Source organism: Kitasatospora sp. NPDC032757 (assembly GCF_055579305.1).
Window position 1 is genome coordinate 58,606 of sequence record NZ_JBVINN010000043.1, and the last position, 16,150, is coordinate 74,755.

Annotated in this window: 10 protein-coding genes; 9 read left to right on the plus strand and 1 reads right to left on the minus strand. The window is 70.6% G+C overall.

What is annotated here, in order from left to right; genetic code table 11:
- Positions 1 to 328: 328 nt before the first annotated feature.
- A complete protein-coding gene (gene eccCa / locus ACZ5WK_RS33175; protein WP_465553087.1) occupies positions 329 to 4,276 on the minus strand; it encodes a type VII secretion protein EccCa in 3,948 nt (1,315 codons plus the stop codon).
- Positions 4,277 to 4,820: 544 nt separating this feature from the next.
- Here eccCa and eccD point away from each other — a divergent pair.
- The 9 genes from eccD to ACZ5WK_RS33220 all read left to right on the plus strand — a co-directional run bounded on the left by eccD (position 4,821) and on the right by ACZ5WK_RS33220 (position 15,845).
- Positions 4,821 to 6,281 carry a type VII secretion integral membrane protein EccD gene (gene eccD, locus ACZ5WK_RS33180; RefSeq protein WP_465553089.1) on the plus strand — a complete coding sequence of 487 codons (1,461 nt, stop codon included), beginning with the start codon at positions 4,821 to 4,823 and terminating at the stop codon, positions 6,279 to 6,281.
- Between the two features lie 175 nt (positions 6,282 to 6,456).
- Positions 6,457 to 6,747: a 30S ribosomal protein S15 gene (gene rpsO / locus ACZ5WK_RS33185; RefSeq protein ID WP_148645116.1), complete on the plus strand. Its 291-nt coding sequence runs from the start codon at positions 6,457 to 6,459 to the stop codon at positions 6,745 to 6,747.
- A 470-nt stretch (positions 6,748 to 7,217) separates the two neighbouring features.
- Positions 7,218 to 9,425 carry a polyribonucleotide nucleotidyltransferase gene (locus ACZ5WK_RS33190; protein ID WP_465553091.1) on the plus strand — a complete coding sequence of 736 codons (2,208 nt, stop codon included), beginning with the start codon at positions 7,218 to 7,220 and terminating at the stop codon, positions 9,423 to 9,425.
- Between the two features lie 108 nt (positions 9,426 to 9,533).
- Positions 9,534 to 10,886 carry a M16 family metallopeptidase gene (locus ACZ5WK_RS33195; RefSeq protein WP_396326068.1) on the plus strand — a complete coding sequence of 451 codons (1,353 nt, stop codon included), beginning with the start codon at positions 9,534 to 9,536 and terminating at the stop codon, positions 10,884 to 10,886.
- Positions 10,887 to 10,900: 14 nt separating this feature from the next.
- Positions 10,901 to 11,647, plus strand: a complete 747-nt coding sequence (gene dapB / locus ACZ5WK_RS33200; RefSeq protein ID WP_465553094.1) for a 4-hydroxy-tetrahydrodipicolinate reductase — start codon at positions 10,901 to 10,903, stop codon at positions 11,645 to 11,647.
- A 7-nt stretch (positions 11,648 to 11,654) separates the two neighbouring features.
- Complete coding sequence (locus tag ACZ5WK_RS33205; RefSeq protein WP_465553096.1) at positions 11,655 to 12,134, plus strand: hypothetical protein; 480 nt, start codon at positions 11,655 to 11,657, stop codon at positions 12,132 to 12,134.
- The gene (gene thyX / locus ACZ5WK_RS33210; protein ID WP_396326065.1) at positions 12,131 to 12,862 is read left to right on the plus strand and encodes an FAD-dependent thymidylate synthase; all 732 of its coding nucleotides are present in this window, start codon (positions 12,131 to 12,133) and stop codon (positions 12,860 to 12,862) included. The genes ACZ5WK_RS33205 and thyX overlap by 4 nt, the downstream gene beginning before the upstream one ends.
- 228 nt (positions 12,863 to 13,090) lie before the next feature.
- Positions 13,091 to 13,990 carry a 4-hydroxy-tetrahydrodipicolinate synthase gene (gene dapA / locus ACZ5WK_RS33215; protein WP_396326064.1) on the plus strand — a complete coding sequence of 300 codons (900 nt, stop codon included), beginning with the start codon at positions 13,091 to 13,093 and terminating at the stop codon, positions 13,988 to 13,990.
- A 169-nt stretch (positions 13,991 to 14,159) separates the two neighbouring features.
- Complete coding sequence (locus ACZ5WK_RS33220; protein ID WP_465553098.1) at positions 14,160 to 15,845, plus strand: ribonuclease J; 1,686 nt, start codon at positions 14,160 to 14,162, stop codon at positions 15,843 to 15,845.
- The last annotated feature ends 305 nt before the right edge of the window (positions 15,846 to 16,150 follow it).

Below are 16,150 nucleotides of genomic sequence, written 5' to 3' on the forward strand. Positions count from 1 at the left end.
GCGAAGGAAGGCATAAACATGCGATCCAGTGATCACGCGCGGTCATTATCACGTATGTCCGACTTGTTACCTTGCTCGAATCACGCTTGAATCCAAGGCGAACTGAGCATTGCGCTTCTCATTCAAAGGCTGCTGCCGGTCGGGAGGGTGACTCGCCAGGCGGCCTTCCGTCGCCCGGCCTTCGTCCGGCGGGGTGCGGGAACCGCAGCGGCACGCCGGAAAGATCTAGGTAACGTTTCGGCACCCGGGACGCGAAAGGGGCCGGGCTCCTGGGAACCCGACCCCTTCGATCACTTTCCGTGACCACCGCCGATGGCGGCCGCGCATACTATGCCGACGGCAGCCAGCCCGTCTGGACCATCTGCCCGCTGGTCACCCGGCGCGAGACGAACACCCCGCGGCCCGGCGGCAGCGGCTGCGGCTTGACCGTCCCCAGCAGCGCACCCTCGTCCTTGTTGCCGGACAGGATTACGCCCTGGCCGCCCAGCTCGCGCATCCGCTGCATCACCGGCTCGTACAGCGACCGCCCCGCGCCACCCGCGCTGCGCGCGATGATCACGCGCAGGCCGATGTCGCGGGCGAACGGCAGGAACTCGGCCAGCGGCGCCAGCGGGTTGCCCGAACTCGTCGCGACCAGCTCGTAGTCGTCCACGATCACGAACATGTCCTTGCCGCTGTACCAGCTGCGGTTGCGCAGCTGCTCGGCGGTCACGTCCGGGCCCGGCAGACGGCGCGAACAGGCCCCGCGCAGCATCTCCACGATGCTGGTCATGGTCGGCTGCGCGGCCGCGTACTCCACCAGGTACTCCTGCGGCACCGCGCCGAGCAGCGCGCGGCGGTAGTCGCCGACCACGATGCCGGCCTGGTCCGGGGTGTACCGCTCGGTGATCTGCTTGACCAGCAGCCGCAGCAGCGCCGACTTACCGGACTCGGTGTCACCGAAGACGATGAACAGCGGGTCGGTCTCGAAGTTGACGAACGCCGGCGCCAGCTCCAGCTCGTCCACGCCGAACGCGACGCCGCGCTCCGGGTACTCGAAGCCCTTCGGCAGCGCGAACCCGTCCAGCACCGTCGGCAGCATCCGGACCTGCGGGGCGCGCGGGCCCGTCCAGGCCGCGTTGACCGCCGCCACCAGACCGGCCACGCCCTGCTGCAGGTCGTCCACCGAGCGGGAGCCGTCCAGTCGGGGCAGGCCCGTCAGGAAGTGCATCCGCTCCGAGGTGATGCCGCGCCCGGGACTGGCCGGCACGTTCTGCGCCACCCGGCGGTCCACCTCGGACTCCATCGAGTCACCGAGCTTCAGCTCGGTCCGGTTCTGCAGCAGGTCCTTGAGGGCCGGGCGGACCTCCGCGTACCGGGTCGCCGTGACGATCAGGTGGACGCCGTAGCCGAGGCCGCGCTGGGCGATGTCCCCGATCACGCCCTCCAGCATCTCGAACTCCTGCTTGAAGGTGTTCCAGCCGTCGACGACCAAGAAGACGTCGCCGAACTGCTCGTCCGGCAGCTGGCCGGCCGCCCGGCGGGCCCGGTACGTCGCGATCGAGTCGATCCCGGTCTGCCGGAACAGCTCCTCGCGCCGGTTCAGCACCCCGTGCACCTCGCTGATCATCCGGCGCACCTTCTCGGCGTCCAGCCGCCCGGCCACCCCGCCGACGTGCGGCAGGTCCTGGAGCGACTGGAAACCGCCACCGCCGAAGTCCAGCAGGTAGAACTGCGCCTCCAGCGGGGTGTGGGTGAGCGCGAACGCGGCCACCGTGGTGCGGATCATCGTCGACTTGCCCGACAGCGGACCACCCACCACCAGACCGTGGCCGCCCGCACCCGAGTAGTCGTGCTCCAGCACGTCGCGCTTCTGCTCGCGGGGCCGGTCCACGATGCCGACCGGCACCTTCAGCCGGCCCAGGCCGGCGGACCCGGGCGAGGTCAGCCCGCGCTCCGCCGTCGCCTGCAGCGGCAGCATCAGCTCGTCCATGCTCGGCGGATCGTCCAGCGGCGGCAGCCACACCTGGTGCGCGGCCGGGCCCTGGCCCACCATCCGCTGCACGAACACGTCCAGCACGGTGTCGACCAGCGCGTCGTCCTGCTCCTCGACCTCCGGCTCGACCTCCTGCACCAGCGGCTCCACCACCGGCACCTCGGCCGCCGAGAACAGCACGGGCTGCGCCGTCACCAGCCGGCCGCCGGTCGACCGCTGCTGCCCGGGCGCGCGGTACGGGCCCGAGACGTACGCGGCCTTGAACCGATCCATCACGTCGGTGCCGAACTTCAGGTACCCGACACCCGGCACCGGCGGCAGGTGGTACGCGTCCGGCACACCGATCGCCGCCCGCGACTCGGCCGCCGAGAAGGTGCGCAGACCGATCCGGTACGAGAGGTAGGTGTCCAGACCGCGCAGCTTGCCCTCCTCCAGGCGCTGCGAGGCCAGCAGCAGGTGCACACCCAGCGAACGGCCGATCCGGCCGATCTGGATGAACATGTCGATGAAGTCCGGCTTCGCGGTGAGCAGCTCGGAGAACTCGTCGATGATCAGTACCAGCGACGGCAGCGGGTCCAGCGCCGCACCCGCCGCACGGGCCCGCTCGTACTCGTTCACGTTGGCGTAGTTGCCGGCCGAACGCAGCAGCTCCTGGCGGCGCACCATCTCACCGTCGATCGCGTCGCGCATGCGGTCGACCAGGGTGAGCTCGCCCTCCAGGTTGGTGATCACCGCGGAGGTGTGCGGCATGTCCGCCATGCCGGAGAAGGTCGCGCCACCCTTGAAGTCCGCCAGGACGAAGTTCAGCGTCTCCGAGGAGTGCGTCATCGCCAGGCCCAGCACCAGGGTGCGCAGCAGCTCCGACTTGCCGGAGCCGGTCGCGCCGACGCACAGGCCGTGCGGGCCCATGCCCTCCAGCGCGGCCTCCTTGATGTCCAGGTAGACGTGCTCGCCCCCGGCCCCGACCCCGATCGGCACCCGCAGCTTCTCGTGCTGCGCCCGCGTGCGCCAGCTGCGCGACACCTCGAAGGAGCCCGGGTCGCCCGAGTTCATCAGGTCGGTGAAGTCCAGGTTGGACAGCAGCGGCTCGTCGTCACCTCCGGCCGAGATCCGGTACGGCGCCAACTGCCGGGCCAGCGCCTCGGACTGCCAGGTCGAGAGGGTGTCCGGCTTGCCGGAGTAGGTCGCGCCCGACGCCGAGCGGAGCACCAGCTCGTCCGGCGTCACCGTCACGATCAGGTGGCCGGTCGGCTCGTCCAGGTCGCCCGGGACCACCTCGACGATGGTCACGCCCTGGACGCCCTCCGCGCCGGCCAGCAGCGAGTCGTGCGGCACCGAAGCGCCGTCCATGACGACGATGATGTGCGGCTGGTCCGAGGACGGCGCCGCGTCCCGCACGAACCGCTGGCGGCCCGCCAGTTCGTCCTGGAGCAGGAACTCCAGCTCACCGAGGCCGGTCGCGATCAGCCGGCGCGAACCCGCGCCGTCGCTCTCCTTGCGGTGCTGGTTGTGCGGGAGCCACTTGGTCCACTCCCACTCCTCCGCCGCACCCGGCGCCGCGGCCACCGTCACCAGCAGGTCGTCCGGCGAGTGCAGCGTCGTCAACTGGGAGATCATCGCCCGCACGTTGCCGTACACGGTGTCCGGGTCCCCGCACACGGTGATGTGGTAGAAGGCGCGCAGCGAGACCGCCAACGGCAGGTCCTGCAGGGTGCCGTGAGCCTTGAGGAAGGTGTGCATCGCCGCCGCGGAGAGCGGTTCCAGCTCCTCCATCGGCGCCGTCTGCGGCGCCACCAGCGGCGTCGACAGCTGCACCGGCCCGCGGCCGACCCGGATCTGCGCGAAGTCGGCGTCCCCGGTGCGGCGTTCCCACAACCGGCGGCCGTCCGCGACGATCGACCAGAGCTGGTCCGGCTCCGGGTTCAGGAACAGCTGCGCGCCGCGCTGGCGCTCGGCGGTCCGGCGGACCTGGCGGCGCATCTGCTGCAGGTACTTCAGGTAGTCGCGGCGCTCGTCGGCGGTGGCGGTCGAACCGCCCTTGCGCGCCCGCACGATCTGGGCCAGCGCCATGCCGACCGTCGAGACGATCATCAGACCGCCCATGATCTTCATCGGGGCCTGCGCGCCGGGCGAGAAGAAGAACACCGCCGAGCCGCCCATGCCGAGCATCGGCAGGAGGCTCATCATCCAGTCCTCGCCGCCCGACCTCGGCAGCTCCGGCGGGGTGACCAACTCGACCGGCTCGTCCGGCACCGCCGGCGGATAGGCCCGCGCGGGTCGCTTGACCGTGATCACGCTCATGCGCCCACCTCGCTGCGCCCGGCGGTCGCCTGACGGGACACGCACCTTCCGATGACTCTCCCCCGGCCTCCGGCCGGGGGGACCCCCATGCTCCGGTCACTCATGTGCGCACCACACCCCACGGCCTTGAACGGCTCGCTCAATCACTTCGGCATCAGCCCTCACGCAACTGGATACGTACGGGTGAGGGCGCCCCGTGTGACGCCGCCCCCGCTCCGCCGACCGCAGGCAGACCCGGGGAGGAACGCGGCCCCTGCCCCCGTCGCCTTGCGCAGGGGCCGATCCTACTGGGCGCCTGTCCGGCTGCTCAGCCCGGGCCCGCGGCACCTCCGCGACCCGCACCGGCCCCGCCCCTCACCCCTGCGCATCGGCAGGCACGAACGGAGCGGGTAGGGTAACGCCGCGCCAACTCATGGCCGGATCGAGACAGTTCCGCCCGGCCGGCGCCGCGCAGCAGCCAGACCGACCGCCGCCGGCAGAGCGGCACTGTCTACAAGGGGGAGCGCCCAGTGCGTCGAGTGATCGGTGTCAGCGAGGTAGGGGCATGAGTACCTCCGCCACGACCGGTTTCTGCCGGGTCACCGTCGTCGCCCCGGACAGCCGGATCGACGTCGCCCTGCCCGAGGACGTTCCGCTCGCGGACGTCTACCCCGAGGTGCTGCGCCTGTCCGGCCAGACCCAGCCGGACGGTGCCCCGACCGGCTTCCACCTCGTCCGCCGCGACGGCACCGTGCTCGACAGCGGGTTGCCGCTCGCCGCCCAGCAGGTCCGCGACGGCGACCTGCTGAGCCTGCGTCCCTTCGCCGAGTCGCTGCCGCCGGCCGTCTACGACGACGTGGCCGACGCCATCGCCAGCGCCGTCGAGGCCGACCGCCGGTTCTGGAGCCCCGAGCTGATGAGGGCCTTCGGCCTGATCGGCGCCGGCGTGCTGCTCACCCTGCTCGGCTTCGCGCTCTGGTTCTCCGACCTGCGCCACGACATGCACGGCCTGCCCGGCATCCTCTCCGGCGTCACCGCCGTGATGCTGACGGCCCTGGCCGGCGTCCGCGCCCGGGTCTACCAGGACGCCTGGGCCGCCCTCGCGCTCGGCCTCGGCGCACTGCCGCACGCCATGATCGGCGGCAGCGGCATCATCGCCCCCGCCCACGCGTGGGACGGCCCGGGCCGGCTCCAGTTCCTCACCGGCTGCGTCGCCGCCCTGATCGTCGCCGTGCTGCTGGTGGGCCTGCTGCCCGAGAAGGACTCGCTGTTCGTCGCCGCCGCCTTCATGGCCGCCTCCGGCGCGCTCGCCACCTTCGCCGCCGTGCTGCTGCCCGGCACCCCGGCCAGCCACATCGCCGCCGTCACCGGCGTCGCCGCCACCGCCGTGATCGGCTTCCTGCCCGGTCTCTCGGCCCGCTTCGCCCGGCTGCCCGTCGGCTTCAGCGCCCCCGGCCAGGCCCGTACCCGCAGCCGCGACTACGACGAGGAGGCCGGCCGCGCCGAGGCCGTCCAGTACGAGCGGATCGCCCACCAGGCCCGCCGCGGCCACGAGGTGCTGGTCGGCCTGGTCGGCGGCTGCGCCGCGGTGATCGTCGGGGCCTGCGCCGTGCTCGGCTTCACCGACGAGCTCTTCCCCGAGCTGCTCGCGCTGACCCTCGGCATCGCCACCATGCTGCGCGCCCGGCTGTTCCGCTACACCGCGCAGGTCTTCAGCCTCACCATCGCGGGCCTGCTCGGCCTGTCGCTGCTGATCGTCGGCCTCTCGCTGCACACCCCGCTGTTCATCCTGAAGGCCTCCAGCACGACCCAGGTCGACCTGCGCACCATCTGGCTGGCCGCCTCGATCGCGTTCGGCGCCGCGATCCTCACCGCGATCGCCCTGGTGGTGCCGCGGCTCGGCGTCTCCCCGTTCTGGGGGCGCATCCTGGACCTGGTCGACAGCCTCACCCTGATCGCCCTCGTCCCGCTGGCGCTCGGCGTGCTCGACATCTACAGCCTGGTCCGCGGCGGCATCACCGGCTGACCGGCCCGGCGGCAGGCCGGACGGACGGCACTGGTACGCTTGCCTTTCGAGTGCACCAGTGTGTCCGCCCCGCGCGGGTCGCAGGCCGCCGGCCGCGCTCGCAGACGACACCGAGTTCTCACAGAGTCCTGTGCCGTAGACCAGGACCGCTCGGTATCACCCCGAAGGAGTTGCAGTGGCTCTCGCCTCTGACGTCAAGAAGCAGATCATCGCCGAGTTCGGCCAGAAGGAGGGCGACACCGGCTCCCCCGAGGTCCAGGTGGCCATGCTCTCCCGACGCATCTCGGACCTGACCGAGCACCTGAAGGCCCACAAGCACGACCACCACTCGCGTCGTGGCCTGCTGATCCTGGTCGGCCAGCGTCGCCGCCTGCTGCAGTACCTGGCCAAGAAGGACATCGAGCGCTTCCGTACGCTCGTCGACCGCCTGGGCATCCGCCGCGGTGCCGCCGGTGGCGCCCGCTAAGACCGCCGCTCGGGGCGGCTCCCCACACCGGGGAGCCGCCCCTCGCGCGTATGCCGCGGCCGGTGACGCATGGCGTCCCGGGCACGACAACCGCGCATAACAACTCGCGCGCACCTCCCCAGGTGGCCGAGGATTGCACCGTAGGGTTGTGGGCATGCCGGGTGATGGCGCCACACCGCGCCACCCAGGCGGAAAGACCCCAACCCCCCGCGGGACGAAGGCTTCAAACGGAAGCCGCCCGCATCCGAGAGAGCGTCCAGACGCGGACCGCCCGTCCAGGCCTGGCAGCCGAGAGGCGCCGGTCCTCGGTAGTGGCCGCCGGAAGCCCCGCAGACCGAGCGGGGCCCACCGGAGGCTTCGATCGAAGACCGGCCCGGACTGCCTTCCTCTGTGAAAGAGGGCCCCGGGCCACCGGCAGGCGATGCGCGGGGACGCTCTCCCGGAGACGTACGAAAGAGGAGATCTTCCAGGTGGAAGAGAACGTGTTCTACGCCGAGGCCGTTATCGACAACGGTTCCTTCGGCACCCGTACCATCCGCTTCGAGACCGGCCGTCTGGCCCGTCAGGCCGCCGGCTCCGCCGTGGCCTACCTGGACGACGACACCATGGTGCTGTCGGCCACCAGCGCGTCCAAGCAGCCGAAGGAGCACTTCGACTTCTTCCCGCTGACCGTGGACGTCGAGGAGCGGATGTACGCCGCGGGCCGCATCCCCGGCTCGTTCTTCCGTCGCGAGGGCCGGCCCTCCGAGGACGCCATCCTCACCTGCCGCCTGATCGACCGCCCGCTGCGTCCGTCCTTCGTCAAGGGCCTGCGCAACGAGGTCCAGGTCGTCGTCACCGTGATGGCGCTCAACCCGGACCACCTGTACGACGTGGTGGCCATCAACGCCGCCTCCGCCTCCACCCAGCTGGCGGGCCTGCCGTTCTCCGGCCCGATCGGCGGCGTCCGCGTCGCGCTGATCAAGGGCCAGTGGGTGGCCTTCCCGACCCACAGCGAGCTCGAGGACGCCGTCTTCGACATGGTCGTCGCCGGCCGCGTGCTGCCGGACGGCGATGTCGCGATCATGATGGTCGAGGCCGAGGCCACCACCAAGACCATCAAGCTGGTCGCCGACGGCGCCGAGGCCCCGACCGAGGACGTCGTCGCCGCCGGTCTGGACGCCGCCAAGCCGTTCATCAAGGTGCTCTGCGCCGCCCAGGCGCAGCTGGCCGCCCAGGCCGCCAAGCCGACCGGCGAGTTCCCGGTCTTCCTGGACTACCAGGACGACGTGCTCGCCGCCCTGACCGCCGCGGTCAAGGACGAGCTGGCCCAGGCTCTCACCATCCCGGGCAAGCAGGAGCGCAACAACGAGCTGGACCGCGTCAAGGCGATCGCCGCCGAGAAGCTCCTCCCGGAGTTCGAGGGTCGCGAGAAGGAGATCAGCGCCGCGTACAACGCGCTGACCAAGAAGGTCGTGCGCGAGCGCGTCATCAAGGACAAGGTCCGCATCGACGGCCGCGGTGTCACCGACATCCGCACCCTGGCCGCCGAGGTCGAGGCCATCCCGCGCGTCCACGGCTCGGCCCTGTTCGAGCGCGGCGAGACCCAGATCCTGGGTGTCACCACGCTGAACATGCTGCGCATGGAGCAGCAGCTCGACACGCTCTCCCCGGAGACGCGTCGCCGCTACATGCACAACTACAACTTCCCGCCGTACTCGGTCGGCGAGACCGGCCGCGTGGGCTCGCCCAAGCGCCGCGAGATCGGCCACGGCGCGCTGGCGGAGCGGGCGATCCTGCCCGTGCTGCCGACCCGCGAGGAGTTCCCCTACGCGATCCGCCAGGTCTCCGAGGCGCTGAGCTCCAACGGCTCCACCTCGATGGGCTCGGTCTGCGCCTCCACCATGTCGCTGCTGAACGCCGGTGTGCCGCTGAAGGCCGCCGTCGCCGGTATCGCCATGGGCCTGATCTCGCAGGAGATCGACGGTGAGACCCACTACGTCGCGCTGACCGACATCCTGGGTGCCGAGGACGCGTACGGCGACATGGACTTCAAGGTCGCCGGTACCCGCAACTTCATCACCGCGCTGCAGCTGGACACCAAGCTCAACGGCATCCCGGCGTCGGTGCTGGCCGCCGCGCTGAAGCAGGCCAAGGACGCCCGTCTGCACATCCTCGACGTGATGAACGAGGCCATCGACGCGCCCGACGAGATGTCGCCGAACGCGCCGCGCATCATCACCATCAAGATCCCGGTGGACAAGATCGGTGAGGTCATCGGCCCCAAGGGCAAGATGATCAACCAGATCCAGGAGGACACCGGCGCGGACATCACCATCGAGGACGACGGCACCATCTACATCGGTGCGGTCGACGGTCCCTCGGCGGAGGCTGCCCGTACGACGATCAACCAGATCGCCAACCCGACCATGCCGGAGGTCGGCGAGCGCTACCTGGGCACCGTGGTGAAGACCACGACGTTCGGCGCGTTCGTCTCGCTCATGCCGGGCAAGGACGGCCTGCTGCACATCTCGCAGATCCGCAAGCTGGCCGGTGGCAAGCGCGTCGAGAACGTCGAGGACGTCCTCGCTGTCGGCGCCAAGGTCCAGGTCGAGATCGCCGAGATCGACCCGCGCGGCAAGCTCTCCCTGATCCCGGTCGTCGAGGGCGAGGAGGGTGGCGAGGCCGCTTCCGAGTGAAGCGCCGCTAGCCTCCCCCTTCAGTAAACGCGGTCGCGGCCCGCACGCCCCCGTCGGCGTGCGGGCCGCATCCCGTTGTTCCCCCATGCTTTCTACGGAGGTACCCCCGTGGCCCAGGCCTCGGCGGCGACGCAGCGCCCCGGCTCCACCCGGACCCTGCTCAAGGGCGCGGACGGCGCCGGCACGGTGCGCCGCACCGTGCTCCCCGGCGGCCTGCGGGTCGTCACCGAGACCCTGCCGACGGTGCGCTCCGCCACCTTCGGCATCTGGGTCGGCGTCGGCTCGCGCGACGAGACCCCGCAGCTCAACGGGGCGACCCACTATCTGGAGCACCTGCTCTTCAAGGGCACCGAGCGGCGCAGCGCGCTGGACATCTCGGCGGCCCTGGACGCGGTCGGCGGCGAGATGAACGCCTTCACCGCGAAGGAGAACACCTGCTACTACGCCCGCGTGCTGGACACCGACCTGCCGCTGGCCATCGACGTGGTCTGCGACATGCTCACCGGCTCGCTGATCCGCCCCGAGGACGTCGAGGCCGAACGCGGCGTCATCCTCGAGGAGATGGCGATGGCCGAGGACGACCCGGGCGACGTGGTGCACGACCTCTTCGCCAAGGTGATCTTCGGCAGCGGTCCGCTCGGCCGCCCGATCCTCGGCACCCAGGAGACCGTCCAGGCCCTCACCCGGGACCAGATCGCCGGCTTCTTCCACCGGCGCTACAAGCCCGAGCACCTGGTGGTCGCGGCAGCCGGCAACCTGGACCACCGCAAGGTCGTCAAGCAGGTCGAGCAGGCCTTCGCGCCGCTGCTCGCCAAGTCGCAGGCGGCCCCGGCGGTGGCCCGCCGCGGCGTCAAGGCGCTGCGCACGGCCGGCCGGGTCGAGGTGCTCAACCGCTCCACCGAGCAGGCCCACCTGGTGTTGGGCGTGCCCGGCGTGCCCCGGCACGACGAGCGCCGCTGGGCGATGGGCGTGCTCAACGCGGCCCTCGGCGGCGGGATGAGCTCCCGGCTGTTCCAGGAGGTCCGGGAGAAGCGCGGCCTGGCCTACTCGGTGTACTCGTACTCCTCGTCGTACGCGGACAGCGGCCTGTTCGGCATCTACGCGGGCTGCCAGCCCAAGCGGGTCGAGGAGGTGCTGCGGATCTGCCGCGACGAGCTCGCCAAGGTGGTCGCCGACGGCATCACCGAGGAGGAGCTGCGGCGGGCCATCGGCCAGATCTCCGGCTCCACCGTGCTCGGCATGGAGGACACCGGCTCGCTGATGAACCGCATCGGCAAGGCCGAGCTCAGCTACGGCCACCACCTCTCGGTGGACGAGATGCTGGCGAAGATAGCGGCCGTGACCCTCGACGACGTCCACGCGGTGGCCCGTGACGTGCTGGGCGCGTACCGGCCGTCGCTCGCGCTGATCGGCCCGATCAACGACAAGCGGGCCGCCAGGCTCGCCGACCTGCTGGCCTGAAGGGACTTTCCGCCATGACGCTGCGTGTCGCCGTGATCGGCGCCAAGGGCCGGATCGGCTCCGAGGCCGTGAAGGCCGTCGAGGCCGCCCCGGACCTGGAGCTGGTCGCCACGCTCGGCCGCGAATCGAAGCTGGAGGAGCTCACCGACGCCGGGGTGCAGGTCGTCGTCGAGCTGACCCACCCCGACTCGGTGATGCCCAACCTCGACCACTGCCTGCACCACGGCATCCACGTGGTCACCGGCACCACCGGCTGGACGGACGAGCGGCTGGCCACCGTCCGCGGCTGGCTGGACGAGGCACCCGGGCTGGGCCTGCTGATCGCGCCGAACTTCTCCATCGGCGCCGTGCTCGGCATGAAGTTCGCCCAGACCGCCGCCAAGTACTTCGAGTCGGTCGAGGTGGTCGAGCTGCACCACGACCGCAAGGCGGACGCGCCCAGCGGCACCGCCACCCGCACCGCCCAGCTGATCGCCGCCGCCCGTGCCGAGGCCGGCCGGCCGCCGCAGCAGGACCCGACCACCCACAGCCTGCCGGGCGCCCGCGGCGCCGACGTGGACGGGGTGCCGGTGCACGCCGTCCGGCTGCGCGGCCTGCTCGCCCACCAGCAGGTGATGTTCGGCGACACCGGCGAGACCCTCACCATCCGGCACGACTCGCTGCACCACAGCAGCTTCATGCCGGGCATCCTGCTCGGCGTCCGCAAGGTCGTCGAGGCCCCCGGGCTCACCCTGGGCCTCGAACACTTCCTGGACCTGTGAGCCCGTCATGACGTCCCGTACCGGCTTCTTCGTCCTCTCCGGCGTGCTGCTGCTGGTCGCCCTGGTCTGCATCGGCGAGGGCGTCCAGCTGATCGCCACCGGCAAGCCGCTCGGCATCGGCATGGGCGTCTGCGCCTTCGTCATCCCGCTGATCGGCGTCTGGTTCCTGCGCCAGACCATCCGCTTCGGCCGGGCCGGCGAGCGGCTCGCCCGCGAGCTCGAGGCCGAGGGCGGTCTGCCCGTGGACGAGCTCAGGCGCACCGCCGGCGGCCGGATCGACCGGGCCTCGGCCGACGAGGTGTTCGCCCGCCGCCGGGCGGAGGCGGAGGAGTCCCCGGGCGACTGGCGGGTCTTCTTCCGCCTCGCGGTGGCGTACGCCGACGCCGGCGACACCCCGCGCGCCCGCAAGACCATGCAGCACGCGATCCGGCTGCACAGCACCACCGGCACCACCAGCACCACCGAAACCGCGAGGAGTAACGCGTGACCGACGACACCACGGCCCCCCAGTTCCGCAGCGACGTCACCGTCGAGCTGGTCCGCAGCGCCGCCGCCGACTCGGACGTCATCTGGGCGGCCCGGGTCTCGACGGCGGGGGAGCAGTCCCTGGAGGCGCTCCAGCAGGACCCGGAGAAGTCCAAGGGCCTGATCAACTTCCTGATGCGGGACCGGCACGGTACGCCGTTCGAGCACAACTCGATGACCTTCTTCATCAGCGCGCCGATCTTCGTGTTCCGCGAGTTCCACCGGCACCGCAGCGGCTGGTCGTACAACGAGGAATCCGGCCGCTACCGTCAGCTGGAGCCGGTCTTCTACGTGCCCGGCGAGGACCGCAAGCTGGTCCAGGAGGGCCGCCCGGGCCGCTACGAGTTCCTCGACGGCACCCCGGAGCAGCACAAGACCGTCACCGAGGCGATGGAGGCGGCCTACCGCGAGGCGTACGGCCGCTACCAGGAGATGCTGGCGGCCGGTGTCGCCCGCGAGGTGGCCCGGGCCGTGCTGCCGGTCGGCCTCTTCTCCTCGATGTACGCGACCTGCAACGCGCGCTCGCTGATGCACTTCCTGTCGCTGCGGACCAAGAAGGAGAACGCCGCCGTGCCGTCCTTCCCGCAGCGCGAGATCGAGATGGTCGCCGAGCAGATGGAGGAGCAGTGGGCCCGGCTCATGCCGCTCACCCATGCGGCCTTCGAGAAGCACGGCCGAGTCGCCCCCTGACCTGGGGTGATAGGCATATGGGCGGCTTGCCTGAGATGTCTGGATTGCGGCTTTTCTAGCCGCTCCCTACGCTCGTGACACGGATTCCGGTGCTGCTTGAACCCCCGAGCATGCAGCACCGGAATCCCATCTTTGCGCCGCCCCGCGTGCCGCACCCGCGTGCTACACCTGTCCGAACCCTGGACCGGCCTGGGTACCGCCCCACCGCCTACGAGTAGCTTTGGACGCATGGCTCCGACCTCCACCCCCCAGACGCCTTTCGGCCGGGTCCTGACCGCGATGGTGACGCCGTTCACCGCTGACGGCGGGCTCGACCTCGAGGGCGCCCAGCGCCTCGCCGCACACCTCGTCGACTCCGGCAACGACGGCCTCGTCGTCAACGGAACCACCGGCGAATCCCCGACCACCAGCGACGCCGAGAAGGCGGAGCTCGTTCGCGCCGTGGTGGAGGCGGTGGGGGACCGCGCCCACGTGGTGGCCGGTGTCGGCACCAACGACACGCACCACAGCGCCGAGCTGGCCCGCCAGGCCGAGGCCGCCGGAGCGCACGGTCTGCTGGTCGTCACGCCGTACTACAGCAAGCCCCCGCAGGAGGGCCTGTACCGGCACACCACGCACATCGCCGACGCCACCGGCCTGCCGGTCATGCTCTACGACATCCCCGGCCGCAGCGGCGTCGCGCTGAGCCACGAGACGCTGGTCCGGCTCGGCGAGCACCCGCGGATCGTCGCCAACAAGGACGCCAAGGGCGACCTCGGCGCCGCCGCCTGGGCGATCGCCCGCTCCGGCCTGGCCTGGTACTCCGGGGACGACATCCTCAACCTGCCGCTGCTGTCCGTCGGAGCCGTCGGCGTGGTCAGCGTGGTCGGGCACGTGGTCGCCGGCGAACTGCGCAGCATGATCGACGCCTTCCAGGGCGGCGATGTGGCCAAGGCCACGGCGATCCACCAGAGCCTGCTCCCGGTCTTCAGCGGTATGTTCCGCACGCAGGGTGTCATCCTCAGCAAGGCCGCCCTGGAGCTCCAGGGCCTGCCGGCCGGCCCGCTCCGGCTGCCGCTCGTCGGCGCGACTCCCGAGGAGATCGCGCAATTGAAGAAGGATCTCGCCGCAGGCGGGGTACACCTGTAACAGACACAGACGTGCGCGCCCCGGCTCGCCGGACCTCCCGAGGTCTGCCGCTGAACCGGACGAAGGCGCGAGAGCACCGACCCAGTAGGAAACCGGCACTGAGTACGCACGCCATATGTCTCTTGGGGGAGGACCCCGGGCATATGGCGTGCGTCGTGAGGAGAGTCTTTTGAGCCACCCGCATCCCGAACTCGGCGCGCCCCCCGCACTGAAGGAGGGCGCCCTCCGCATCACTCCGCTCGGCGGCCTCGGCGAGATCGGCCGCAACATGACGGTCTTCGAGTACGGGGACCGCATGCTGATCGTCGACTGCGGCGTCCTCTTCCCCGAGGACGAGCAGCCCGGCGTCGACCTGATCCTGCCGGACTTCAGCTACATCCGGGACCGCCTCGACAAGATCGACGGCATCGTCCTGACCCACGGGCACGAGGACCACATCGGCGCCGTCCCGTACCTGCTCCGGGAGAACCCGGACATCCCGCTGATCGGCTCGAAGCTCACCCTCGCACTGATCGAGGCCAAGCTGGCCGAGCACCGCATCCGGCCGTACGTGCTGGAGGTCGCGGAGGGCGACCGCGAGCGGATCGGCCCCTTCGACTGCCAGTTCATCGCGGTCAACCACTCCATCCCGGACGCGCTGGCCGTCGCCGTGCGCACGCCCGCCGGCATGGTCGTCGCCACCGGTGACTTCAAGATGGACCAGCTGCCGCTCGACGGCCGCCTGACCGACCTGCCGACCTTCGCCAAGCTGGCCGAGGAGGGCATGGACCTGCTGCTGGTGGACTCCACCAACGCCGAGGTCCCCGGCTTCATCCCGCACGAGCGGGACATCTCGGCCGCGCTGAGAAACGTCTTCGCGAACGCCGACAAGCGCATCATCGTCGCCTCCTTCGCCAGCCACGTGCACCGCATCCAGCAGGTGCTGGACGCCGCGCACGAGTACAAGAGGAAGGTCGCCTTCGTCGGCCGCTCGATGGTCCGCAACATGGGCATCGCGCGCGACCTCGGGTACCTCAAGGTCCCGGGCAACCTGATCGTCGACGTCAAGCAGCTGGACGACCTGCCGGACAAGGAGGTCGTGCTGATCTGCACCGGTTCGCAGGGCGAGCCGATGGCCGCGCTGTCCCGGATGGCCAACCGCGACCACCAGATCCGCATCGTCGAGGGCGACACCGTCGTCCTGGCGTCGTCGCTCATCCCGGGCAACGAGAACGCCGTCTACCGGGTGATCAACGGCCTGACCCGCTGGGGCGCCAAGGTCGTGCACAAGGGCAATGCCAAGGTGCACGTCTCCGGCCACGCCTCGGCCGGAGAGCTGCTGTACTTCTTCAACATCTGCAAGCCCCGCAACCTGATGCCGGTCCACGGTGAATGGCGCCACCTGCGGGCCGCCGCCGACCTGGGCATCGCGACCGGTGTGCCGAAGAACCGCACGGTCATCGCCGAGGACGGCGTCTGCGTCGACCTCGAGAACGGCATCGCCCGGATCGTCGGCAAGGTGCAGGCCGGCTACGTCTACGTCGACGGCTCGTCGGTCGGCGACATCACCGAGGCGTCGCTCAAGGACCGCAGGATCCTCGGCGAGGAGGGCTTCATCTCGGTCTTCGTGGTGGTCGACTCCACCAACGGCAAGATCGTGGGCGGCCCGACCATCCAGGCCCGCGGCTCCGGCATCGACGACAACGCGTTCGTCCCGGTGACCGCCAAGCTGCAGGAGGCGCTGGACCGCTCGGCCGGCGACGGCGTCCTGGAGATCCGCCAGGTCCAGCAGCTGGTCCGCCGGACCATCGGCAAGTGGGTGGCTGACAACTACCGCCGCCGTCCGATGATCCTGCCGGTCGTCGTCGAGGTCTGATCCTCCCGCTGGTCGGTTTGACGTGGGGCAGCCCGGTGCGTAATGTTCTCCGGGTTGCCCCACGGGACGGCCCCTGCAGGAGTTCTCGAACGAAATTCGAGAACGGAGCGGGAAAACGGCCCGAAAAACTCTGCTAGGGTTTGGGAGCGCCGAAAGGCCAGAGTAAATCTGATGAATGAAACTCCGGAAAACGGAGCGGAAAACATCTGATAAGCTTGAAACACGAAAGAACGAAGCGCCCGGAGGGCCCGCTGGAAGGCGGTCCGAAGGAAGTGTCCGTTCCTTGAGAACTCAACAGCGTGCCA